General features: G+C 38.8%; 19 protein-coding genes. 2 read left to right on the top strand and 17 right to left on the bottom strand.

Translation table 11 applies throughout. From position 1 onward, the window contains the following. Positions 1 to 3 precede the first annotated feature (3 nt). The 4 genes from JOD18_RS12785 to JOD18_RS12770 all read right to left on the bottom strand — a co-directional run bounded on the left by JOD18_RS12785 (position 4) and on the right by JOD18_RS12770 (position 5720). Positions 4 to 2451, bottom strand: a complete 2448-nt coding sequence (locus JOD18_RS12785; RefSeq protein WP_204669430.1) for an alpha-mannosidase — start codon at positions 2449 to 2451, stop codon at positions 4 to 6. Between the two features lie 84 nt (positions 2452 to 2535). Next, positions 2536 to 3402 carry a carbohydrate ABC transporter permease gene (locus tag JOD18_RS12780; protein WP_204669429.1) on the bottom strand — a complete coding sequence of 289 codons (867 nt, stop codon included), beginning with the start codon at positions 3400 to 3402 and terminating at the stop codon, positions 2536 to 2538. 2 nt (positions 3403 to 3404) lie between these two features. Then, positions 3405 to 4319: a carbohydrate ABC transporter permease gene (locus JOD18_RS12775; protein WP_204669428.1), complete on the bottom strand. Its 915-nt coding sequence runs from the start codon at positions 4317 to 4319 to the stop codon at positions 3405 to 3407. Positions 4320 to 4394: 75 nt separating this feature from the next. Further along, positions 4395 to 5720 carry an ABC transporter substrate-binding protein gene (locus tag JOD18_RS12770; RefSeq protein ID WP_204669427.1) on the bottom strand — a complete coding sequence of 442 codons (1326 nt, stop codon included), beginning with the start codon at positions 5718 to 5720 and terminating at the stop codon, positions 4395 to 4397. Positions 5721 to 6007: 287 nt separating this feature from the next. Between JOD18_RS12770 and JOD18_RS12765 the strand changes: the two genes are divergently transcribed. Both JOD18_RS12765 and JOD18_RS12760 read left to right on the top strand, forming a co-directional pair. After that, positions 6008 to 6811 carry a DeoR/GlpR family DNA-binding transcription regulator gene (locus tag JOD18_RS12765; RefSeq protein WP_204669426.1) on the top strand — a complete coding sequence of 268 codons (804 nt, stop codon included), beginning with the start codon at positions 6008 to 6010 and terminating at the stop codon, positions 6809 to 6811. Positions 6812 to 6830: 19 nt separating this feature from the next. After that, on the top strand, positions 6831 to 7460 hold the full coding sequence (locus JOD18_RS12760) for a YesL family protein (RefSeq protein ID WP_204669425.1): 630 nt from the start codon (positions 6831 to 6833) through the stop codon (positions 7458 to 7460). Positions 7461 to 7510: 50 nt separating this feature from the next. On the opposite strand, the gene gtfA is transcribed toward JOD18_RS12760, so the two are convergent. The 13 genes from gtfA to JOD18_RS12690 form a co-directional block, all read right to left on the bottom strand. Further along, positions 7511 to 9010: a sucrose phosphorylase gene (gtfA, locus tag JOD18_RS12755; protein ID WP_239588109.1), complete on the bottom strand. Its 1500-nt coding sequence runs from the start codon at positions 9008 to 9010 to the stop codon at positions 7511 to 7513. A 196-nt stretch (positions 9011 to 9206) separates the two neighbouring features. Next, positions 9207 to 10031, bottom strand: a complete 825-nt coding sequence (locus JOD18_RS12750) for a carbohydrate ABC transporter permease (protein WP_204669423.1) — start codon at positions 10029 to 10031, stop codon at positions 9207 to 9209. A gap of 12 nt (positions 10032 to 10043) precedes the next feature. Continuing rightward, positions 10044 to 10958: a carbohydrate ABC transporter permease gene (locus tag JOD18_RS12745; RefSeq protein ID WP_204669422.1), complete on the bottom strand. Its 915-nt coding sequence runs from the start codon at positions 10956 to 10958 to the stop codon at positions 10044 to 10046. A gap of 63 nt (positions 10959 to 11021) precedes the next feature. Further along, the gene (locus tag JOD18_RS12740; protein WP_204669421.1) at positions 11022 to 12365 is read right to left on the bottom strand and encodes an extracellular solute-binding protein; all 1344 of its coding nucleotides are present in this window, start codon (positions 12363 to 12365) and stop codon (positions 11022 to 11024) included. A 39-nt stretch (positions 12366 to 12404) separates the two neighbouring features. Continuing rightward, positions 12405 to 13391 (bottom strand): LacI family DNA-binding transcriptional regulator, encoded by a 987-nt coding sequence (locus JOD18_RS12735; protein ID WP_420827805.1) that lies wholly within the window; start codon positions 13389 to 13391, stop codon positions 12405 to 12407. Positions 13392 to 14162: 771 nt separating this feature from the next. Continuing rightward, the gene (locus JOD18_RS12725) at positions 14163 to 15677 is read right to left on the bottom strand and encodes a CehA/McbA family metallohydrolase (protein WP_204669419.1); all 1515 of its coding nucleotides are present in this window, start codon (positions 15675 to 15677) and stop codon (positions 14163 to 14165) included. A 16-nt stretch (positions 15678 to 15693) separates the two neighbouring features. Continuing rightward, entirely contained in the window at positions 15694 to 16950 is a 1257-nt protein-coding gene (locus JOD18_RS12720; RefSeq protein ID WP_204669418.1) for a hypothetical protein, read from the bottom strand. A gap of 14 nt (positions 16951 to 16964) precedes the next feature. Then, positions 16965 to 17801 carry an ABC transporter permease gene (locus JOD18_RS12715; protein WP_204669417.1) on the bottom strand — a complete coding sequence of 279 codons (837 nt, stop codon included), beginning with the start codon at positions 17799 to 17801 and terminating at the stop codon, positions 16965 to 16967. Then, positions 17798 to 18946: an extracellular solute-binding protein gene (locus tag JOD18_RS12710; RefSeq protein ID WP_204669416.1), complete on the bottom strand. Its 1149-nt coding sequence runs from the start codon at positions 18944 to 18946 to the stop codon at positions 17798 to 17800. Before JOD18_RS12710 ends, JOD18_RS12715 begins: the two co-directional genes overlap by 4 nt. Next, a complete protein-coding gene (locus JOD18_RS12705; protein ID WP_204669415.1) occupies positions 18933 to 20006 on the bottom strand; it encodes an ABC transporter ATP-binding protein in 1074 nt (357 codons plus the stop codon). Before JOD18_RS12705 ends, JOD18_RS12710 begins: the two co-directional genes overlap by 14 nt. 15 nt (positions 20007 to 20021) lie before the next feature. After that, positions 20022 to 20843 carry an ABC transporter permease gene (locus JOD18_RS12700; RefSeq protein WP_204669414.1) on the bottom strand — a complete coding sequence of 274 codons (822 nt, stop codon included), beginning with the start codon at positions 20841 to 20843 and terminating at the stop codon, positions 20022 to 20024. A gap of 670 nt (positions 20844 to 21513) precedes the next feature. Further along, a complete protein-coding gene (locus tag JOD18_RS12695) occupies positions 21514 to 22227 on the bottom strand; it encodes a GntR family transcriptional regulator (protein WP_204669413.1) in 714 nt (237 codons plus the stop codon). Positions 22228 to 22505: 278 nt separating this feature from the next. Beyond that, a complete protein-coding gene (locus tag JOD18_RS12690) occupies positions 22506 to 23678 on the bottom strand; it encodes a GntR family transcriptional regulator (protein ID WP_204669412.1) in 1173 nt (390 codons plus the stop codon). Positions 23679 to 24672 lie beyond the last annotated feature (994 nt).

The raw sequence follows: 24672 nt of genomic DNA, 5'->3' as shown, positions 1-24672 counted from the left end.
ATATTATTCTTCCCATTCAAGCATGGTGTTCTCAACAACAGCTTGCTTTGGATCTTTCGGTATGCGAATCGTCTTTATTTCAGACGGCTGGAACGAAGTCGTCACTGTTCGATTCCATTTTGGCAAAAAGATCGTTGCTTCTGTAGCATCATTAGCTGCTTCATAAACTCGTAAAATGAAATCATCATTATCTTCCGCCTTCTTCACCACGCTCACTATAATATTATCTTGATCTACCTCAACAAACGAATCACTTAGAGGCAATTCTCCTTCATGATAGGTTTCTATCAAATTTATGGGCTGTTGGTTTAACTCAGCAGCTTTCCTCACCGTATCGGCCGTCTCCCAATTCCCTTGATGCGGCAGTAAAGAATAAGTAAATGTCTGAATACCTTGATCGATAAAGGTGTAGTGTTCATCCGGATCTGGCTGCTTTGGATCATGATGTGCATAAATCGGGCTGCGAAGTATCGTCATACTCATGACTTTGTTTAAAATATCAAAACTGTATTTTCCATCGTTTAATAAACTAAGCCCATACATTTTGCCGGTTTGTTCATGCGTTCCGGAAACATCTATCCAGTTCTGACCCGGCTCCTCTTCACCATTTCCTTCTCTGACAATTGTCCCGTAAGGAATTTCATACGTATTTTTTCTAAAAATTAAGTTAACAGGGAACTGCAGTTTCAATGTTTTAAACTGCTCTTGCCAGTTCACTTTAACATGCACATCGATCTGGTCCTGATGCTTATACATGGTAAAGTCTTGTCTCATCGTCGATTTCCCATATTCACTAATCACACGAATGACACTCTTTACAGGGCCATGCTCCACACGTTTCACAGACGTTGCTTTAAATTGGCCGATTTCCTTGTCATAGCGAAGGACATTATGAGACCATGCATCACTATAATCTTCCATAACCACAGGCCGGCTGCCAGGCCCAGACAATAATTCCACATTACTAGCTTTGTCGAATAGACTTTCCACGAAACCTGTTTCAGGATTTACTTCTACCCGGTATCTATCATTCTCCAACAAGCAATCCGTAGCTTTGACGGTGCAAAGCTGCTCCTTTGTTAATTGGGACTTTTCATTTTTTAATAGTTTATATACGCGATATCCCATAGGAGGTAAATCTGCCATAAAACTCACACGATAACGCCCATTGGCAGTAGCATGTGACTGCACCAGCTGCATTGGTATATGATTTCCTTGATCATCTGTTAATACATCTGAGGCATGAACTCCTCCGACTTCCAGTTCCACATTGTATACACTCCGCCATGCATGCGGATTAAATACAACGATTGGTTTCATCCCTTCCTCCTCTTCAATATGGATACGCCAGGAAAGAGATTGAATTGCATCATTTAAGTTTCTCTCACCAATCGCCATTGCCTCACCATGCATATTTCTCGCATCTTCATACGCCTCCTCCAGTGATGTGCCAGCCAAAATATCATGAAACTGGTTGAACAATACATTTTTCCAAGCTCGATTCAATTCAGCTTGACGGTATGGCTGTCCTGTTATCCAGCTTGCTAATGAGGCATATTTTTCTGCTTTAATCAACAGGTTTTCCGCCTCACGATTCCACTTTTTGATTCCGGAATGAGCGGCATAACAGCCGCTGGCATGGTGCTGTAAATCATCATGCACAACTGGAAAAGGCAAATTCTTTTGTTTTATATCTTCAAAAAATTGATTAGGGGTGCTGAATAGTAAATTAGGAAAATGTTCATCTGCATCTAATCGTTTGATGCTCTCGATATTCTCCTTCGTCGGACCGCCGCCATGATTACCTACCCCATAGAAACACATGAGGTCATTAAAAGGAGCCTTTAATTCTCCTGCCGTTCGTGTCACATGCTTTTCTAGGTCTTTCCCCCATGTACAATACTCAAAAGGTATACGAAAGGTTAATACCCGAGAACCATCATCTGCTTCCCACCAGAAAATTCGGCCGGGCAGCCCTTTTTCCTGCGGACTAGGCCTCATCATGATATAATGATCCATTCCGCTCTTCTTTAAGATTTGTGGAAGCATACCGTTATGCCCAAAACTATCCACGTTGTAGCCTACCTTTGCTGTTACACCAAATTTTTCTTGGAAATAGCGTTGTCCATAAAGCCCTTGTCTGACAAAGGATTCCCCAGATGGAATGTTGCAATCTGGCTGAACCCACCAACCGCCGACAATTTCCCATCTGCCTTCCTTGATTCGCTGTTTAATTTCCTCAAACATTTCCGGCTCATTATGTTCTATCCATTCATAATTCGCCGCTGAGCTGTTGGTAAATACGAAATCGGGATATTCTTTGATCCGATCCAGAGCAGAGCGAAAGGTGGCCTTCGTTTCCTGAAAACCTTCCTGCCACTGCCACAGCCATACGGAGTCTAAATGAGCATTACCGATCATATACAATGTTTGATCCTTATGATTATTCATGATTACCCTCCTGCAATAGATTGATTGTTCTATTCTACATTCGCTGCCGCCTATTCCTATTTACTTTTATGTCATACCGAGCTGTTATCCTTTGGAGCCAGCGGTTAAATTCATCCCTTCAATAAAGTAACGCTGGAAAATAAAGAACAGAATGATAACTGGCAGCAATACCATTAACGATCCAGCCATTAAATAATTCCATTGTGTGGATACCTGCCCCCTGAATACTTGTAGACCAATCTGCAGGGTATACAGTGATTCATCATTCAAATATAGCAATGGTCCAATAAAGTCATTCCAAGCTCCGTTAAATGTAAATATGGCCACCGTCGCAATAGCCGGCTTAGATAAAGGCAGTATGATTCTGGCCCAAATATAGAAGTGGGAGGCTCCATCTATTTTTGCCGCCTCCGTCAATTCATTCGGTATTGTTCTAAAAAATTGTCTTAATAGAAAAATAAAGAATGCCCCTCCGAAAAATTGAGGAATGATTAACGGTAAATAAGTATTTAACCAGCCTAATTTAGCAAACATAACATAATGTGGAATCATTGTTACAAAGGCTGGCAGCATCATCGTCGCTAATAGTATGGCAAAAAATACTTCTCTGCCCTTAAAACGAATCTTCGCAAAACCATAGGCGATAAAAGAGTTCGCTAATGTGTTAGCAAATACCGCAATCATAGTTAGAAATAAGGTATTAAAGGTATAACGAATAAATGGCGCCGCCTTCAGGGTTTCCGGGTAGTTAATCCAATACCAATCATTCGGCCAAAAGGTGGGCGGAAAAGCCATAATTTCCTGCATATCCTTAACAGAGGTGGCAAACATCCACCAAATCGGTGACAACAATAAAACACTGCCCGCCAACAGCACGATAAAAATAATCGTATTAGACATTCTTTTTTTCACTTTTACACTTTCATAATAACTTTTATTCCATATGCTCATTTCTATTTCCCTCCCTCATAATGCACCCATCTTGGCGCTAATTTCAGATTGATGAAGGTTAAGATAAAGACAATGATAAACAATATCCATGACATTCCCATTGCATATCCCATATCAAATGCCACAAACGCTTTATTCCACATATGCAGATTAAAGAAAACTAACGAGTTAGCAGGTCCGCCTTCTCCGCTTTCTGTCATGACATATGCCTCTTGAAAGACTTGAAAACCGCCAATCGTACTTGTCACCACGTCAAAGAAAATAATTGGTGTAATCATGGGAAGTGTTATGTGCCAAAAACGCCGGAATGGATTGGCACCATCTATTTCAGCTGCCTCATACAAGGACTGCGGCACCCCTTGCATGCTTGCTAAATAAAGCAGCATACTCCCGCCGACTTTCCACAAGCTCATAAAAATAATTGCCGGTTTTGTCCAGTTCGGATCAAATAACCATGCTGGTCCTTGAATTCCTACCCAAGACAGAATCGTATTGACCAAGCCTGTATTTGGACTTAGTAATTGCATCCAAAGCAAATAGACACCCACACCAGATAGTACAGCCGGCAAATAATAAATCGTTCGGAACACCCGCATGCCAGGAACCTTTTGATTCATTAAGACGGAAATTAACACAGCACCTATCGTCGTTAAAGGTACAGAGAATACCACAAAATACAGCGTATTTCCTAATGAAATCCAAAATAAACTGTCACTGCTAAACATTCTTATGTAATTGTCAAATCCAATAAAATCCATGCGCGAAGTAATATTATAATTAGTAAAGCTGGCAGCTAAGGAAAAAAGCAACGGACCTGCTGTGAATGCCACTAAGCCAAACAGCCAAGGTAGGATAAAAATATAACCTTGTAAGCCTTCCTTTTGCTCTAAGGTTAACCCTCTTTTTTTCTTTTTCATTTTTGTCCTCCTTCACCAAATGAAGCTAAACAAGGAATGAACCACTCCATCCCTTGTTTAGTTTTCTGATTATGTTTAATTTCCAGCCAAATCTTCGACAGCAGATTGCGCATTTTCCAGTGCTTGTTCTGCAGATTGATCACCTAAACGAAACTTCTCTAATTCAGGATTAATTAAAGACATCATATCCGGCGCCTCCACTGGATACGGTGTCAAGATAGTGTTATCCATATTATCAATGGCTAATTGATACACTTCCTGACCTTTTTCAGATAATTCATCACTTTGGGCAGCAGCTTCCGCACCTTCCACATTTGCCACATTGTCAAAGTTCATTACCGCCCAATATTCTTGCGCTTCCGGTCCTGTTAAATATTTAATAAATTCAACAGAGGCTTCCGGGTTCTCCGCACCGTAAGGTACTTCAGCTACAAATCCGCCCCCCCATGTGGTATGGCCATTTCCTTCTTCCATTTCAGGAAACGGCGCCACACCAAAATTAATATCTTCTCCATAATCACGTAATTGCGTATACATTCCTGTTGGTGTGTGAATAGCCATAGCCAATTTGCCGGCTACAAATGGATTAGCTTGTTGATTGCCAAAATCAGCTTCAAAACCTTGAATCACATTTAAACCATATCTTGATTCAAAATCCCTTGCCCAATTTAGCGCTTCTACGGCTTTATCACTCTCTAGCGTAGGTTCACTCGTCTCAAAATCCCAGAACCCTTGACCTGTGGCATTCATCATCCAGATATCTTGACTTATTCCGTAATTAGGTAAAAAACCAATCGTATGATAGCGTCCGCCATCTTCATCATCTAACAATTCCGCATATTCTTCTAACTCAGCCCATGTTGCAGGCGGCTGTTCTGGATCCAGCCCAGCTGCTTCAAACATATCTTTATTCCAAAAAAAGATTCTCGTATCGGTGTTAAATGGTACAGCATAAATATCATCTTCATATACAGCAGCATTCCACAGCTCTGGATAAAACTCAGATTCCATTCCTTCATCGAGATATTCCGTAATATTTTCGACCTGATTATTGACTGCTCTCTGTTTCACTGTATTAATATCATTGATAATGACATCAGGCGGATCACCAGCAGCAACAGCTGCTAAGTTTTTCGTCCAAATATCTCCCCACGGCAAATGAGTATGCTTCACTCTAATTTCATCCTGGGAATTATTAAAATCCTCAATAATCTTGTCAATCACTGGCTTCCTTGTTTCAGAACCCCAAAAGGTCCAAAAATCTAATTCAATTACATCACCAGAGTCATTGCCTTCATCCGCATTGGTCCCTGCAGTTTCTTCACCAGCATCGGTTGAACAAGCCGCTAAGAACAATACTGCCATCAACACCAATGCTAATACTGCCTCTTTTATTTTCATTACTTTACCCCCAGTTACTATTTTTCACAGCCAACCACTTATGTGGTTTCATGTGGTTTATAAAGATATTATGTGTGAAATCGCTTACTTTGTCAATATTTATATTGGTTTTTTTATAAATTTGTGCGGTTTTATATGTTTTATCCATATAAACTATGGGTTTATCATTGCTTTCAGCCAATTGAATTGACTGTTTGTATATTTTTTGAGGTTTTATGTGGCAACATTCGTCTTCTTGTGCTAACATAAAATCACAAATAGGATTAACACAGAAATGAGGGAGTACTATGCTTGCAATTGAGCGGAGAAATAAAATCAAGAAAATACTTATTGATAAAAAAAGTATTCGAGTCACTGATCTGGTGAAGGAATTTAATGTTTCTGAAGAGACCATTAGACGTGACCTTAATCAACTCGAAACAGAGGGTTTTTTAAAGAAAAATTATGGCGGAGCTATTCTCGTCGATGAATTTCTCAGCAGTGCCCCGATTCTGCCAATCCAAAAAAGAAAAGAAAAATTCTTTGAGGAAAAACAATTAATCGGCAAAGCTGCTGGCAAATTAATTCAAGATAATCAAACTATCATTATCGACGCCGGATCCACAACCTGGCATGTTGCCAGCGAAAGTACACATAAAGAGAATTTGAAAGTAATTACCAATGCGATGAATATTGCCGAAGAGTGCACGAAAAATCAATCCGCTTCTATTTATCTGCTCGGAGGAAAATTAAGAAGAAATTCCCTTAGCACGGTTGGCCCTCAAGCAGAAGAAGAATTAAAAAAATATAATGCTAATTACGTTTTTCTTGGTACTTCCGGTGTCTCCTTAAGACAAGGGATAACCAGCTCTGATTTATATGAAGCGGAAATGAAAAAAGCAATGGTATCTGCCGGGGAGAAGATTGTGGTATTGGCCGATCACAGCAAGTTTGCAAACGCTGGACTGACGTCTTTTTGTGATTTCGAAAAGGTAGATATTCTGATTACTAGTGACTTAGTTTCGGCGCAAGTACTAGAGGAGGTTCGCCAAAAAGGTGTCGAAGTGATTGTGGTTGATATGCCGGCCTCTTCGAAACAAACCTCATCCTAATAAGGAAAGGCTGTGTATAATGGATAACAGGTTATATTCTTTCATGGAATGGATGTATCGGTTAGTATATGTGAACGTCCTTTGGTTATTATTTTCACTTCCCGTCATCACGGCTATACCAAGCTTCTATGCTATGCTGTCTATTATAGACAAATGGAAAAATGACGAGAAGGATTTTGCGGTATTTTCGCAATTCACTTCTGAATGCAAACGATATTTTTGGAAAAGTTATCAAAATAGTTTGCTTTACATCATTATCATCGGGGTATTGATCATTGATTTTTCGATACTAAGGAACTCAGCTAATGAAAGTTTAATAGTAATTAGTTATGCATTATTAACGCTGGCAGCCTTGCTCATCATGGTAACATTCTATGCCGTACCGATATCGGTTAAATTTTCTTTAAAGCATTACAAGGTTATGATGCTCTCACTAGCATTGATGATAAAGCAGCCGGTCCGTTCACTCACTGCCATTGTCATACCCATTTTTTCTATAGCCTTGTTACTTGTGCAAACAGGTTTTGGTATCTTATTCTTAGGGAGTTTCACGGCATACTTTATGGTTACCGCCACCAATAAGGGATTAAAAAAGATTTATGGAAACCATCCCTCTATGACAAGCACTGTCAAGCCACAATCCTCGTAGCTGACAGTGCTTATCAGTTACAGCCTCTACCCATGTCTCCACATTTTTATTTAAATGATATACTGATGAACCTTGCCCTCATCATCTATATACTCAATAGATGACCTATATGTTTTTAAATCAATAAACAATGTACAATATTTATCCGCTTTTTTCCATGACAAATGAACTTCATCTGCAGCGGATTCTAATACTTCGAATTCACCATGAAATGCCGGATATTCATTTCTAAATCGAATCAATTTGAACAGCCTCTGTACCACTTCTTTTTGTATAGACTGCTGAATCTCCTCATGTGTATAATTATGACGATTGATTTCGCGTATTTCGCCACTCTCCTCAGCTGCTGCATAATCGTTTACACCTGCCAATAAGCCTACATAATAGACTTGAGGTATTCCTGGCGCAAAAAACTGAATCGCTCTAGCTGCCAAATAGGCATTATCATCACAACCCAGCACCGAATAATACGTACCGCCAATTTGATGAACATCAAAGCCATCTGCTTCTTTATGCTCATCAGATAGAATCAAACTTAAATTAGCACCTCTTTCCACACAGATATCCACCACTCTTTTGGCTGCTTTTGTATCTATTAAGCCATTTAAATCTGGTAATACCGGAATGCCATCGTGACAATCCAGCATCGTGTATTGATTACTTGGCCGCTCTTTCAGGTATGCACATAATGAGTCGCTTGAACGATTAATCATCGTATCTAACACTTTATACGGCAGGATAAAATCATAAATCCAGAAACCGCGTTTGGCTAATTTATATTGCGTGGTATACTCCGCGTGCACCTCTGGTAATAATTCAATATCTAAAGAATCTGCTAATTCTTTCATCCAATCTAGAAATTGATAGATTTCCGGTTCAACAAAGAAACAGCTGGTCCCTAATTTTTTTATCACATAGCCAACCGCATCTAAGCGAACAGTTTTTACATTATTTTTCTTAAAATTGATAAAAAATTCTTCTAGCAATTGTTTGACCTTTTCTGAATGAACATCTAAATCAATCTGTTCTGACGGATCTTCTTTGCCAAAGGTTGTCCAGACTTTCTGTTCTTCTTCGCTTTCCCCTATTTGAAAAGTGGAATACGGCTTTTCTCTTCTCAGGAAAATTTTATTCAGATCTTCCTGAACAGGTTCCCCATCTGTCCATATTTTATCTAGTGTAATGAAGAAATCTGCATAATCGGATGTTTGGCCTTTTTGAAGAAAGTCTTGAAAATATATTGATTTTTGTGAGATATGGTTAACCATTAGATCAATTAATATATCAAAATTCTCTCCAATCGTCTTTACATCTTCCCATGTACCAAACTTAGGCTCAATTTCTAAGTAGCTAAGCGGAGCAAAACCTCTATCTCCCGAGGATGGAAATGGCGGGAGGAGATGAACGCCTCCTTTACATATATCTGAGAGATGCGTGGTTAACACTTGATTCAAGGCTTGTAAATCGCCACCCAGTGAATCTGGGTAGGTAATAAGTTGAACTTGATTATGATTAGGCACCGTTGCTAACCTCCTATAATAAAAACTCATCCGGCAGGACAGCCACCAGAAGGGATTGCTGATCCTCGACTGATGGTCAGCTGCGTAATAAAATCATTTCCGCTAAAACATGTAAATCCCGTTGATCACAACACCTATTTTTTCTTCGCAAATAGCAAGTAATTACTGATCGATCTTATTTAGATTCTTTTTTCCGTTAACTCCCTGCTTGGGTTCGTAAAGGACATTAGCCTTTCGCTGCCCCTCCCATTGTAAAGCCTCTAGACATATGGTTCTGGGCAAAGAAAAAGAGTATAAAGGCCGGGAGCATATATAAAATCGAATAGGCTGCCAGTTGGCCGTAAGCAGCATACCCATACTGACCGAAGAACTGATAAATCGTTACAGACGCAGGTAATTTACTAGGTGACTGCAGTAAAATATACGGTACGAAGAAATTACCCCAGCTTCCTATAAACACGAAGATACTCACCGTAAAAATCCCCGGAATCATTAATGGAGCCACAATTTTTCTCATACCGACCAACAAAGAAGCACCATCAATCCAAGCCGATTCTTCTAAATCAACCGGCACGCCATCAATAAAGTTCTTCATAATCCAAATCCCAAATGGCAGTTGGGAGGCTGTTAAGAATAACAAGGTACCCATTAATGAATCATGTAAATTCAGAAACAGAAATAGCTGGTAAACCGGCACCATTACTGCTGTGATGGGTAATGACGTCATAAATAAGATTGCCAGCATAAATTTTTGCTTGTTTTTTAATGGAAATCTTGATAATGGATAAGCAGCTAATAACGAAAGTAATACAACTAACAGTGTCTGCCCACCCGATAGGAAGATTCCAATCAAAAAGGCCCTTTGGTTGGCAGGATCTAAAATCACTGACGCATAATTATCAAGTGTTACTTCATCTGGCCATTTAATAACTTGGGTAGCCTGTGCATCAAACGAGGCAAAAATAACCCATAGCAGCGGCACAATAAACAGCACTGCGATAACCGATAAAATGATATAGGGAATAATTTGTTGTGTTTTATTATTTTTCATGGTCAATGCCCCCTAATCATCCGTCTTCAAAAGGCGGATGTAGATTAAACTAATGATAATTCCAATAATAAGGATAACTAGTGAAATAGCCGTACCATAACCTAATTGATAATTCACAAATGCTTGTTCATACATGAAAATAGGTAAAGTAGCTGTTGCATTCGCAGGCCCGCCACCTGTCATCGTATAAATTAATGTAAATACACCTAATGTTCCCAATGTGATAATAACCAAATTGGTAAAAATGGTGTTTTTAATCATCGGGATTGTGATTCGCCACATACGCTGCCAGCGATTGGCGCCATCAATTTTTGCTGCCTCCTCTACAGAAAAAGGAATATTATCTAATGCAGACTGAAACATTAACATCGACAGTGCAGATCCTTTCCAAATATTCGCAACAACAACCGACACCATCGGGAAGGTAAACAACCATGATATAGGTTCGACTCCAAACCAGCTCAAAAATTGATTTAATGTTCCGCCGTCATGTAAAAACGATACGAATGTAAAGGCAACAATAATCTCCGGTGTTACCCAGCCAGCCATAACTGTACCGCCCACAAATTTACGAAATGTTTTATTTTTATTTTTCATTAGTACAGCCAGCAGGAAGCCTAGTACTTGCTGGCCAATAATTCCTGAAAAAATCAAAAACACCATGGTTGTAATAAAAGACGTCTTGAAATTCGGATCACTAAACATACTAACGAAATTTTGAAAGCCAACAAAATCAATACTTTGCGCAGTTGTTCCCGTTAACGACATATTCGTAAAGGCAAAAAAGAAGGTCATAATAATTGGACCAATAAAAAAAATCAATAAAATAACGAGCGAAGGCAACAGAAACAGCAGAGTTTTTCGTAAAATTTTATTTTTTGCAAACGTTAATTGTTTATTTAGCTCAGCATTTTCAACTGACACCATGTCAAACCTCCTTATGAGCAAACCGAGACCACAACCTTAAGGTGATGGTCTCTATCTATGCTATTATTTCGCGATATTGTCTTCACCAACAATGCGTACTAAGCCGCTTTCATAACTTTTTACCGCTTCCTCTGGAGAGGCTTGTCCCGAAGCCACCGTTTCAACGATTTCTTGAATCAGTGTGGAAACAGTAGGGTAATCATCAACAGCCGGACGGAAATGCGTATAACTCAACATATCTGCCGCTTCTTTGTAATTACTGATTGGCTGTTCCAAATATTCTTCCTTCTCCGCAATATCTTTACGAACTGTCATATCCCCTGTTCTCATTACATAATCTAATTGGTGTTCCTCATTAACAGCCATTTTAATAAATTCAGCAGCTAAATCCTTTGCTTGTGCATGTTCAGGAATCGATAATGCCCAACCGCCTGACATAGATGTATATCCTGGGTCCTGTCCATTTTGCGTTGGGAATAAGGTAAAGCCCCATGTATCTAGCGCCTCCGGCCATGGAGTTGCCCGGCCTTCACGCCAGCTTCCAGCAACCCAGTTTCCATCTATCACCATCGATACTTCGTTATTCATCATCAAATCCTCTGACAACAGTGTCCCTACTTGACTGTTAGAGACAACACTCATAGGTGCTCCCAATTCCTCTTGAAAAACGGTATCAATAAAAGTAAACGTATCTGTTAAAGCTTGTTCATCTATCACCCATTTACCTTCATCAAAATCATACAAACTTGAACCTGTACCACTATACAGAACTTGGAATGTTCTCATGGAAGTTGCTTCACCTGTAGCTTTTGCACCATAGATAAACAACGGAATAGTTACACCTGTATTTTCTTTTACAGCTTCAGCAGCCTGTAATACTTCCTCCCATGACTGCGGTTCAAAAGGAACAGACAACCCCGCTTCCGCAAATAAATCTTTGTTATACCATAATCCCTGTACATCAGTACTGAAAGGAACACCATACACTTTTCCATCTTCCGCTGTTACACCTTGTAACGTCGTCTCCTCAAACTTGTCCCATTCGTCCCAATCATTTACCACATCATCTATTGGCGACAAATAACCCGCATTCACATCTGAATTAAGAATGAAAGTATCCTCTACAGCTACATCTGGTGACGTTTCAGGCGAACCCATCATCATTGCCTGTTTCGTTGTGACATCATCATGTAACGGGATCAATTCCACATCTACACCCTCATGTTCATCCTCGAACGCTGTTTCTAAGCTTTTAAACCACTCTTCCCACCATGTTGGGTAGGATACTTTCAGTGTGTTTTGTTCAGATTCTGTGGACTCCGCTGACTCATTCTCCTCGCCGCCACAAGCTGCTAAAGTTAAAAATACACATAATACCAAACTAAAAACCAAGCCTTTTCTTATCACGATAAAACCCTCCTAAATTTAAAATAAATGTACTTTCTATCACAGCGAACCAGTGCTTTCTCGAACGACTACTCTATATGGAACAAGATGCTCCATCTTATAGATCGATCTGCCTTCCAGTTGATCCATCATAAGCTCCATCGCCACAGCCCCTGAATCAACAGGCTTTTGTTTTACTGTAGATAATTTAGGTGAAAAAACCGTCGCTAAATCAATATCATCAAATCCCATCACGGAAATATCATTCGGAACATTATAGCCATGTTCATGTAAGTAATTAATCGCCCCGAGTGCTTGTTGGTCTGAACAAGCAAAGATTGCTGTCGGTTTCTCACTTTGAGACATAATGTGTGCAGCTGCATGATAACCATCTGCAATCGTATGGAATCGCTTAGTCTGCCAAGCAGGCTGTACAGGTAATCCGGCTTCTTCTAGTGCCTCTATATATCCTTGCAAACGATGATCACATGTGGCTTTATCAGACTCCGGCCCTGCCAAAATTGCAATTTGTTCATGGTTCTGCTGGATTAAATATCGTGTTGCCTCATACGCAGCCTTTATATTATCAATCGTTACAAAAGGATACTTACTCTGATTTTCCATCCTTTGCCCAAGATAAACTGCTGGAACTGCCGTTTGTTCAAAAAATTGTTGGTGTTGTTCCGTAAATTGCGTGACAGAGAAGATAATCCCATCTAATTGTCTTTCCTGAAAAATATTTAAATACTCCAATTCTTTTTCTATATCATTATTAGATGTGCTTAATAAAATGTTATATCCATAAGCTTGCGCGATCCCTTCAATACCTTCAATTAATTTAGAAAAAAAGTTATTTGATATTCTCGGAATCAATACACCAATTAAATGAGTCTTCTTATTAACAAGCCCTCTTGCTACTAGATTCGGCTTATAACCCGTTTCATGAACAACTTCTAATACTCGTTTTTTCAGATCTTCACTTACATATTTACTATTATTTAAAACACGAGAAACAGTTGAAACAGATACATTAGCCCTTTTGGCAATGTCTTTTATCGAACTCTTTATCAGAATCCCCCCTTTGCTTTATCAGGAAAACGTTTTCCCGAAACTCTTTAAAAACACTATACATTCTCCAAGAAAGCAAACAATACGTCTCAAAAACAACCAAATAATGGTTTTATCCACAGGAACCGCTTACTTATTGATTTACATATTAACTTCTTTCTGATGATAAGTCAACATAAATATTCAAAATAATTAATATTACAACACAATACCACAAACAAACCCCACTACTAGTTATGAGTGAGGTGTGTAAGAGACAGCAAGTTATACGTACTTGACAACCGCTCTTTCTCTAAAAATTTAAGTTGTAATTACTAACTCACATGGAAAAGGTTTAAAAGTAAGTGCTGTTTCGATCAGAATATGATCTAGCATTTGTAACTCATCGTCGTCCTTATATACTTAATCACCTGAATCCAATGTAGAACCATTGTCTATAAAAGGTTTTATCTCTTCTTTATTCAACCCATATGTCATCGATACTTCTCATACTACATGCGTTTGGCAGGATCATTATGCATAGTTAGAGCCTTCCTTTTTACCTGACTTTTTATCACGGTACTAACCATTCCTAAGATTCATGCCTCTAGAGGCAAGAAGAGTAAAGGAGCTAGGGGGTAGAGAACGCTAACCCCCTGATAAGTTTCGCTAGCCTCAATAGGAAATAAAAACCTCTGCTGAGTATCATTCATCACTTTGTAGCAACAGACTTTTACCACATCACAACCCATAACTACCTGTAATTCGTCATTATTGAAAATAGATCGGATTGGTGAATGCAACCAATTCACGCTCTTCATTGTACACTTCCGCTCGAATCCATGTAAGAGAGTCGGTATCAAGGGGCCTTTCCAATTTTCCCTTGTTAAAATCCCCTGCAGCGATTTTTCCCGTATTAGTCACAAGTTTATATGTTGCATGATCAGGTACCTGATCCATACATAATGATAATAGACTAGATGAAGTAGCTTTCTCTATCGTTTCGCCAATGGTATATGTTATATGCGACTGTTCTATTTCTAAACAAAGCACTGAGTAATAGGAAATAGAGATTCTTCCTTCCCGAATGGATTGTAGAAAGTCATGACGGAATGTCTCGGAATCACCTGGCACATGGACATAAGTAACCGCATATTTAGATGGTGAATGCTGGTTGTGATGCCAGTCACGTCCCGCCGTTGCTGGAATACGGTACCCTTTATTCAGAAGTGCCGTCCAAAATTCAAGCGCTTTTTGATTATAATAGGAAACGCTAGGATGACTGCCGTTCCAAACTTCAATAAAGTCAAACGCCTTGATGTCCTTTATTTTGAACTCCCAATGACACCCGGTTCCAATTGGATTACCAATACGGAATGGGTGGGCAATGCCAGCTATTGCCCCAAGCTTATGTATTTGTTTCAGCCCTTTATGAACATCCGTCGGTCCAATCTTACGCCAATCTGTATATGTAAGTGTCGGATAGCCTAATGTTAACATATGACCGAAGAAGGTCGTCCATTCTAATCCGTATAACAGTCGAAGGGAGGTTTTGCTTTGCTGCTTCTCCATTTCTCTAAGTGGACTAGTGGTATTGTGATCCGTAATCGCCAGTACATCCAACCCTTGTTTCTCTGCAACTTCGACCATTTCAGGGACTGTTTGTTTGCCATCACTATGAAAAGTATGGGCATGTAATTCAGCAGCTATCCACTCATAGTTAGAATGGCGACCGTTAATAGATACACTATTTTCATGTAATAAGTTCTCCGGTATATCGCCAATATGCAGCGGATGTTTCCACGGAATACGAATGGTATCTTGTGATGGCTCTTTATCAGCCTTAATGGTTAAGGCATAATGGCACTGATCTGTGACAATGGCATGGACACTAACTGTGACAGACCATAAACCAGGTTGCACTACCTCATTTAACATGCCTGGTGAAGAATCCTCGTGTGAGATAAAAACATGCTGTTTTGGTGCGTGGCAATGCCTTGCTCCACGGAACCCGTTTGGATCATCTACTGATAATGTGAGTAGATTTTTCAAGGGGCTGTTGATCAATTGACCGGCCTCATTAGGTTCAACTGATTGCGGATAGCGAGATAAAGCTTCTGAAATAATATTTTTTTGTTTTTGTTCATTATCTTCCAATATATCAGGAGTGAATTGGAAATCGATCATAAGTACCTGTGATCCTTCTGGCACATAAAAAGTATACGTCAGATGAGAGTGGATACTTTCTTGTGTAAGTTCTGCTTTCGTTTGAAATAAAATCGCCATACATTTAAACTCCTAACTATCTATGCCACATAATATGTTCGGTTTGGTGCTGATTAAGTGAATAATTCTCCGTTTGGCGGAGACAAGCTTGTAATCCTTGTTCTTTATGATACGTAAAAACTTTTAAACCTTTGACGGTAACTTGCTCTACCGCTTGATTAATCAGACGTACTTTAATGCGCTTGATTTGCGGAAAAGTAAATTCTATTGGCAGAAAGATCGCAACAGCAAAATAATGATCAGGTCCAGTATATGCAGCAGTAAATGATCCCAGTTTCATTTGATCATACGAACTGCTGTACCAATGATCATCACCTTCTAGTTGACAGGCGAAATCGACCGTTACCTGTCCGAGTTCCACATCCCAAATAGATGATTGGATGAATAAGAAGGAGGACAATGTTGCTAATTGATTATAGGCTGGTTGTTTTTCAGTCAGTTGCCGTTTCGCTTCCCATTCCATCACATGGTTTACATATGGGAACCGCTCCATCACAAACTCTCTAGGCTCTTCTTCTGCCTTCCACTCTTTAGGGAGGAAGGAAAAATGATAGCGGCTGGTAATCTCATCAGTGAAATTTCCATTCCCTGTAGCGGTTTGCATAACTGGTCGTTTTCCATCAATAAATGTTTTGGAATATGTGGTCTCGATATGGTTAGCACCCTGAAAGATAGCATGATCAATGGAATGATCTGCCTTAAGATATATTCTAATCATATATTCAATATCAAGTAATCGCCCCCACTTTGCCATCAGCATCATTGCGGGAGTTCCTTCATCTTCATGACTGAATACCATATGGTACTCGATTACTTTACCTTGCTCCCATTCATCGATTCGATAGAGCATTTCTAAGGGCGTATCGGTATATAAATTATCATAATCACCATAAATCGCACGTCCAAATAAGATGGGAGCATGCTGAAGTGCAAGTAAATCATTGGCTGCAGGTGTTACTTTTTTTATGTGAATCGCCTCAATTATAATCTCACTCTGATCGGTAAAAGGTTCGATATGGAGTTGGTAGCTTCCCGAACACCACTCACCTAAATAACGTTCATAATGGAAGCTTACCTGTCCATAAAATAGAACGATGTCTTGTTGATGTAACTCATCCATATATAATCGGACCATAGAAGCCTCATTGCCTTCTTCCAACCATGAAGTGGAACTGTTAACAGTTAACATTATAGAGTAGTATCCTGATTCAGGAAGATCAACAGGAAAAGCTAACCTCTCCGTTAAAGAAACAGGCATATCTAAAAGCTGCATTTATTATACCCCCTTTATTTTAGCTCTTTCTTCGATTCTTTTATATTACTGTAAATATAGAAGCAGCCGACAATAGAACACAGTAAAAACATAAATACCGCTAGACTGCTCGATTGTTCGATTTCATTAAAAACAGAAAAGTGCTGCTGCATGGAAACACCAAGCATCTGTGGTGCATTTCGATCAATTAAAAATGGTGCAGTGAAACTTCCGACAATCCCCATAAATAAAAAGGTAAGTGCGACTAGCATGGTTCGATAGGATAATGGCAAGATAAAGTGCCAAAACAGCCGCCATTGATTAGCTCCCGCATCTTTTGCCCCTTCAATGATTGAATTAGGTATAGATTGCAAGGCTGAGATTAACAACATGGTTGTAAAAGGAATGTTAAACCAAATGTTGATCATTAATAACCCCTTTACATTATAAATAATAGCTGGCATATACTCTTCACCAATTATTCGCGCTACCCATCCGTTATCTCGGTAAAAATTAATAAAACCATATACGGCGATTACACCAGGTATAAACATTGGTATTAAGTATGTCTTGTTAATCCATCTCGCAACAGTACTTTGACTGAAACGTAAATAGATGGCAATGGAATAGGCAATGATTAAGACCAACAGACAAGAAAGCACGGTTACAATTAATGTATGGCGAATATTATTTAAAATCAGTGGTTCTGTAAAAATATACTGATAATGTTCAAATGTGAACTGATCATCCGCACCTGTGAAACTTGTTTTAATCGATGACCAAACAGGATACATAACAAGTACCAGTAAAATTAGGAAAGAGGGCATGACAAGCCCTAATCCTAATAATGCTGACTTCCATTGCTTTCTCATTGTGCAGCAACCTCTTTTTGCCATTGCTCGGTTAATTTACCGCCAAGTTCGCCTCCGTTAAAGATACGATAACCATCCATAACATCTGCGAATTTTTCTTGATCTTCTTCTGATAAGAGATCCCACTTAATTCCTGGATATCCATACATTTGGTCAATCACAATTTCTTGCACGTCTGTGGTAAGGACATAGTTTAGTAATTCTTCTGCCGCTTCTTTACGTGCCTCATCATCGTTATTAGCAAGCATTAAATAAGATGGACCGCCAGTAAACGCTGGTTGTATTTGTTTTAATTTAATCGATTCTGGCAAAAGCCCTTTATTTATTTGTTCTAAGGCCATGTCCGACCATGCTGGAATCATGTCCACTTCACCATTTGCCAATAAATCTAATGTACCCTGATTTTTCTTGGGATAGACACCTTCTTGATACATGTTCGGTGCAAGTTCATTCAACAAGTCAAACCCTTTACCCCATTCTTCCATGATACTTTCATCTTGGATATCCATTGCACCTTCTTCAAGCTGATTGTAGACAGTTGATAACACAAATGAGCTGCCCGCACCACCTGTAGAAGGATCATTATACGCAAAACGTCCTGGATGATCTTTAATCCATTGGTATAATTCTTCCGCTGTGTCTGGAATATCTGTCACCGTTTCTTCATTGTATGCTAGCACAACAGAGGACGCGCGGTAAGGAACAGCCAGATCATTTGCACCCGCTAAATTCGACTCCTGTACATTACTCAAATTTTCGATATTATTAGATGTTAACGGGTAGAAAATATCTCCATCTTCCTTCCCTCGCAAAATATCTTCCAGTGAACCTTCATAAATGTCTACTCCCGAATCATTTCCAGACTCATTGGCTGCCAGGATTCGATCCATTGTTGATTGGCCTCCAGTACCGGAAGGAACGAAGACAAATTCCACCTCAATATGATCATGTTCTTCTTCAAACATTGGGATTACTTCCTCCCAGAACTCCTCTACATTTTTTGAGCCTGAACTGTATAGAGAAATCTCTGTTTTGTCTGAAGTGTCCCCCTCATCATTTCCGCTGCTGCAAGCAACTAATGACAGTGCACTCAAACCAATGATAACCCCTGTAACAATTTGCTTAACTCCATTAAACCATTTCATTTACATTCATCCTCCTATTACTTAGTACTTCTCCATTTTCCTTAAACACAATAAAGTTTACTAATTTGATTGAGATGGTACTGTTTAATTCAAATTGTTCCAGTTGTTGGCGATCTACAAACATTTTGAGAGAACCAATGAGGGTATGTAAGGTTATTTCTGCAAAATGGCCAAGCATCATCATCTTGTCTACTCGTGCTTCTATACGGACAGAACTCTTATCGGCTACATGAATGTCCTCTGGACGTACCCCCAATGTTACCTCACCTGTGTACAAGTCATCCATGGTAAGAGTGATATCTCCAATTTGAATCGTGTTGTTCACTGCCTGCCCTTTGATAAAGTTCATTCTGCCAATAAATTGGGCGACAAATAGAGATGCAGGTGTATTATAGATATCTTGTGGGGGAGCTATCTGCTCAATATGCCCATTATTCATAACAACGATTTTGTCTGAAATGGACAACGCCTCCTCTTGATCATGTGTGACAAAAAGCATGGTCAAATTCCGTTTGGATTGAATGTCTCGTAATTCTTCCCGCAGCTCATGACGCAACTTCGCATCTAAGGCACTGAACGGTTCATCTAACAGCAATACTTCTGGTTCTAGTAACAAAGCTCGTGCTAGTGCAATCCGCTGCTGCTGACCTCCAGACAATTCACTTGGGTATTTCTTTTCCATACCTTGCAGATGGACAAGTGTTAACACCTCTTCGACCCTTTGCTGTATCTCTATCTTTTTTACTTTTTTTAATTTTAAACTAAATGCCAAATTATCAAACACAGTCATATGCGGCCATAAGTTATAACTTTGGAAAACCATAGCACTTGGCCGCTTTTCTGGCGGTAAGTGATGTACATCTTGATCGCTGACTTTGATGGCACCGCCTGTTGGATCAATAAAACCACCTACACTGCGAAGTACCGTTGTTTTCCCACAACCCGAGGGACCTAACAGCGTCACCAGTTCTCCTTCTTCAACATGAAAATCAATATTCTGCACCCCTTCTCCAGTAGGATAGAGTTTGGACAGATTTTGAATTGCTAGTTTGATAGCCAATCAACCATCACTCCTTTATTTCATTTTAAATCCATTTGCAAAAACATCTGCTCCAACAAAGCGTCTTGCAGCCAATAATAGAATAAGTGTTGGTAAAGTAAGAATCACCGAGAACACTGCCCCTGCTGTACTTGGATAGTCAGCAATGATCGAGTACATGATAACGGGCATTGTTTGATAATTTGGCACCCCAACAAGAAACGTACCTTCGGCTTCATTTAGAGATGATAAGAAGGTGAATACGGATGCAACGATAATTCCTGGCTTCGCCATAGGCAAAGTGATATGCCAGAATACACGCATTGGTGAAGCCCCAGCGTCTCTTGCCGCTTCCTCTTGTGATTTATGTACATTTTCAAAAGCAGCTGAAGGTATCCATGTCATAAACATCAAGGTATTGATGATATGAATAAGGATGATGCCAGTGAACGTATTCATCAAGTTCATTTGATAAAATAGTACGGCGATAGCAACATATAAACCCATCTTTGGAAAAGCATTCGTTAACAAAAAAGAAAATAGAAATAATCGTCTTAATGGAAATTGAATCCTTGCAAAGGCATATGCTGCTGGAATACAGATTATTAAGGAAATCAAAGTTACAATAGCAGCAATGAAAAAGGATAACCACATGGATCGAACTAATGACTCATCCTGTAATACAAATGACCACCAATCCAAAGACCAGACCTTTGGCAGAATATCAGGATATTGCCATTCTCCTGCAAATGCGAGCAACAAAAGGTTTAGCAATGGTCCGAAGAAAAATACCATAAATATGCATAGGAAGATAAATTCGATAATTTTACGTTTGCCCACGGTTCGGAAATACCACATATATGCACCTCCCTCATTTGATGTTAAGAAGTATAGACTTTATAGAGAAATTACGATTTATTATTTGATTTTAATCACATTTATCTATAAGAAGTCTATACATCTTATATTTTTACTCTATCATGTAATTGTTAAATAAAAATTATAATATAGTATAGAGTTAGTAAATTATTTTAAAAATTCAACCGAAATATGATGTTCTTCTTTTGCCAAGAACTCATCATAACCTGGAACGTTATTGTCGAAGTATAAAAACAAGGCATAGAAGTATAAGTGGCAGTCAAACGTGGAAACGATACATGACACGCCATGGTAAGCACATTGTATGAGCTGAAAATGCGGAACATGAACAAGCTGGAGGAACACAGAACTAGTGCAAACACTAAGTAGAATTTTCATATAAAAGGCCGCCTATTTTTGCACAAAAGGAAATGACTAGAGGAGAAAATCGAATCGAGGAACATAATGGAAGAAGTCTGATATGTATTTGAAAAATATTGAGAATAAGTTGAAAGAGGCTGAGACGAAAGAATATATATCCATTTATGCAACCCTTCTGACTCATCTTTTGCCTGTGTTAGTCAGGAAATGATTTATATACCAATTCCTACCATTTTGTTATTTAAGAAAAAAGCCCCTCCAAGAGGGACTTTTTATCATAACTAAGTGATTAATTTTTCGTTCTCGTAATAAAAAATTTAAAAATATCGTTCCGAAAGTAATCCAATGAATAGAGAACTGGTACATTGTTCTGATCATAATGTATTTGTTTTAACAACAGGACTGTTGTCACAGGATGGATCAGCAGCTTTTGACAATTAGGATCCGTGTGTAACGGAACAACGATTTCCGACGAAGCTTTATTGATTTCAATATTACATTCATTTTTCAGGTATTGAAAGAGCGAACCGATGGTTTCTTTTTTTAGTATATCATTTCCTACTAAATGATGAGACAAAACGTTTTTGGAGAAAACAATCGGCTCGTTATTCGCTGTTCTAATTCGTTCATGGATGATTACTTTTTCCTCTTGTTGTAGTTGTAACAATTCCTTCCATTCGTCAGTCGGAACCTCACTTCTAAGTTTTTCTCTTCTTTCCCCATCCTCTAAACCAGCATGCAGGATCATGGAGGTGACACTCATCAGGTTCTCTAAACTGTTTGGGAGTGAGGGAAGCGGGGTCACGACAAATGTACCAACGCCATGGCGAACAACCACTTTTCCTGCTTGCTCCAGTAGCCTGATCGCAGATCGAATCGTTTCCCTGCTTACATTAAATTGCTTTGCTAAGTTGATTTCTGGAGGTAATCGGTCGCCAACTTGATAGATACCCTCTGCTATCGCTGTTTCTAATTCTTTCTTTATTTTTTGATACACGGCCATATCCATTCATCCTTTTAGAACTATATGTTGTCTAGACGTTTACCTTTGATTATATCATAATATAAACCTTCGCCACTGATCAAATCATGACATATTTTGTCGATTGGCTATCTTTTCACCGGTGCGTGTTCAACACCTGCATGTCCTGTCCAAGCTGGTTTGTAGCGTTGGAGCCAGCCATCTCTTTTTATCTTCCTATCTTATTAAAAAGACTAGTATGTGCTTCCACTCATGAAAACACTGCCTCCTTAACCTAGCATAGGAGGCGGTATACGTGACTACTTTTTAGAGTGTATCCCTTTCTCTTTATTTATCGGGCGAGAAGAATATCCCTCTACCAAGGTAAAGTCCAGAAAAAGGTGATGAAACTCACTATCTTGATTTATTTTAAGCAGTAATAATTCCATTGCCTTTTCTGCCATCAATTCTTCCTTTTGTTGGATGTGTGTGAATTGTTTTTCCTCTAAAGATTCTTGTGGGTGATCGAAACAAACAATCGAATAATCTTCAGGAATCTTCTTTCCTCTCTTCTCCAAGACCGATTTCAACAGCAAGGCTTGTTCGAACTCCGATGTTACGAATGCCGTCATTTCGGGATGATTCACTACAAAACTTTCTAATCGTTCTTTATCTTCCTGAATAATGGCATTTAATTGATCCTGATGCTTTGAAGCAGGCAAACTGCTGCGGATCTCCGTCATCATATAACTTGGATCTAATTTAATTTCTTGATGAAAAAAAGCTGTTTGAAATCCTTTCAGTCTTTCTTCAATTGTCGACGTTCCATCCACAGGAACGGAAATAAAACCAATTTCTTTATGCCCTAATTGCATCAAGTATTCTGTCAATGTCTTGCTTGCCAAAAAATTATCTGTACCTACGGAACTTGCAGGAATTCCCGTTAGAAACCGATCTACCAAAACAAATGGAAATTCATCGACTGCCAGTTGGAGCAGAGCCTGATTATAATGTTGACCATGCACCGGAATAATAATCAAACCATCTGCTCCGATCTCCCCCATAGAGGTAATACTTTTGGCTTCTTCTTCAATTAACCCATAAGTTCGTTTTATTATTAAACTAATATTTAAATCTGAACATAGCCTTTCGATACTTTTCACAAACGTCATACCAAAGTCGGCCGAAAAATTAGGGATAATTAGCCCAATCATTTTAATCGCTCGCTCTTTTTCTTCTGATTGTGCAAGTTCAAGATCCTCGTTGTTTCGTGAAAAAGAGGTATCAGCAACAAAAGACCCCTTGCCGCGAACACGTTCAATCACCTTCTGTTCCGATAACATTTCCAAAGCCTTTCTGGAAGTGATCCTGCTCACATCAAATTCTTCTGACAATTCTTTCTCAGAAGGGACTCGATCTCCTTGTTTAAATTCACCATGCTGAATCCTGTGCAGTAAGTTTGTATAAATTTGCTTGTATTTAGGAGTATCCATTATGTAATCATCCTTGTTATATAGTTGTTATACTTATAACATAACAAGAATTTAATAATCAAACAAATTGTTTATTACTCCAAGCAAATATCTCACTTGATATACATTCTGATTAATAAAGCCAAGTAAGTTCCTTCAAATGGTGCGACGTACTGCCTCTATCTCTTTCAACCTCATATTGACATGTTGTATTTAACATGATAACATAACTTCATAATATTATATTATATGTTATATACATTAAAAAAAGGAGGGTTTTATTTATTTTGTCTATTTTGGAAGCGTTTTATCTATGTAAAACTTGTTATATCAAGAAACATTGAAAAATTATAACCTCACTTACCAGGATGGGCAACTTTTTATTCACAGTTTTAAAGGGTGGTATGCAAGTTAAGACAGCGCATCTAGCGAGTTTATATCATTTATAAGGACAGCTGACAGGCTGGTTCTCGTACTGCAACCTCTTCAATAACAGCGGATGCTCGGATAAATATAATCCGTACATAACAGAAATGGAACTCATTTTTTTATTAAGCCGTACAGTCAGATAAAAATGACATAACATGTATTAAATGATATAAATATGCTGTTTACCTTTTCAAACCTGACAAGCATTAATCAAAAGGGAAAAGCCATCAACAAAATGAACATTTCAATGTTTAAAAGCTTTTTGTTTAACAAGTATCCAACGCTTGGGAACACCTATCTCTTTCACTGATTAAACAGCTCTATCTTTTCTTTACCCTACCCGCAAGAGAAACCTCATTAAGCACCACTGCCTGACACGCAAGTTAGTTTTAAAAAGTGCACTATATTAATCAACTAGTAATAAAAAATATTTTATTTTTATAAGAGCAAAGGAGCGAGTTCATTGAAGAAAAATATACTTGTTTGCCTTACCTCCCTCAATATACTTTCATTTTCTTAAAATATCGCTGTTTTTCTCTAATTTTCATTGATTAATATTAAAAACATTAGGTAAGTCAAGGAATAT

Source organism: Gracilibacillus alcaliphilus (assembly GCF_016909015.1).
GTDB lineage: Bacteria > Bacillota > Bacilli > Bacillales > Amphibacillaceae > Gracilibacillus > Gracilibacillus alcaliphilus.
This window is presented reverse-complemented; position numbering and strand designations above follow the sequence as displayed.

Excerpts from the sequence above, each read along its gene's own strand:
- JOD18_RS12765 (WP_204669426.1), top strand. The coding sequence starts at position 6,008 with ATGCTTGCAATTGAGCGGAGAAATAAAATCAAGAAAATACTTATTGAT.
- JOD18_RS12695 (WP_204669413.1), bottom strand. The coding sequence starts at position 22,227 with ATGGCCGTGTATCAAAAAATAAAGAAAGAATTAGAAACAGCGATAGCA.
- JOD18_RS12775 (WP_204669428.1), bottom strand. The coding sequence starts at position 4,319 with ATGAAAAAGAAAAAAAGAGGGTTAACCTTAGAGCAAAAGGAAGGCTTA.
- JOD18_RS12770 (WP_204669427.1), bottom strand. The coding sequence starts at position 5,720 with ATGAAAATAAAAGAGGCAGTATTAGCATTGGTGTTGATGGCAGTATTG.
- JOD18_RS12760 (WP_204669425.1), top strand. The coding sequence starts at position 6,831 with ATGGATAACAGGTTATATTCTTTCATGGAATGGATGTATCGGTTAGTA.
- JOD18_RS12725 (WP_204669419.1), bottom strand. The coding sequence starts at position 15,677 with ATGGCGATTTTATTTCAAACGAAAGCAGAACTTACACAAGAAAGTATC.
- JOD18_RS12700 (WP_204669414.1), bottom strand. The coding sequence starts at position 20,843 with ATGTGGTATTTCCGAACCGTGGGCAAACGTAAAATTATCGAATTTATC.
- JOD18_RS12710 (WP_204669416.1), bottom strand. The coding sequence starts at position 18,946 with ATGAAATGGTTTAATGGAGTTAAGCAAATTGTTACAGGGGTTATCATT.
- gtfA (WP_239588109.1), bottom strand. The coding sequence starts at position 9,010 with ATGAGTTTTTATTATAGGAGGTTAGCAACGGTGCCTAATCATAATCAA.
- JOD18_RS12745 (WP_204669422.1), bottom strand. The coding sequence starts at position 10,958 with ATGGTGTCAGTTGAAAATGCTGAGCTAAATAAACAATTAACGTTTGCA.
- JOD18_RS12720 (WP_204669418.1), bottom strand. The coding sequence starts at position 16,950 with ATGCAGCTTTTAGATATGCCTGTTTCTTTAACGGAGAGGTTAGCTTTT.
- JOD18_RS12690 (WP_204669412.1), bottom strand. The coding sequence starts at position 23,678 with ATGGATACTCCTAAATACAAGCAAATTTATACAAACTTACTGCACAGG.
- JOD18_RS12750 (WP_204669423.1), bottom strand. The coding sequence starts at position 10,031 with ATGAAAAATAATAAAACACAACAAATTATTCCCTATATCATTTTATCG.
- JOD18_RS12780 (WP_204669429.1), bottom strand. The coding sequence starts at position 3,402 with ATGAGCATATGGAATAAAAGTTATTATGAAAGTGTAAAAGTGAAAAAA.
- JOD18_RS12785 (WP_204669430.1), bottom strand. The coding sequence starts at position 2,451 with ATGAATAATCATAAGGATCAAACATTGTATATGATCGGTAATGCTCAT.
- JOD18_RS12715 (WP_204669417.1), bottom strand. The coding sequence starts at position 17,801 with ATGAGAAAGCAATGGAAGTCAGCATTATTAGGATTAGGGCTTGTCATG.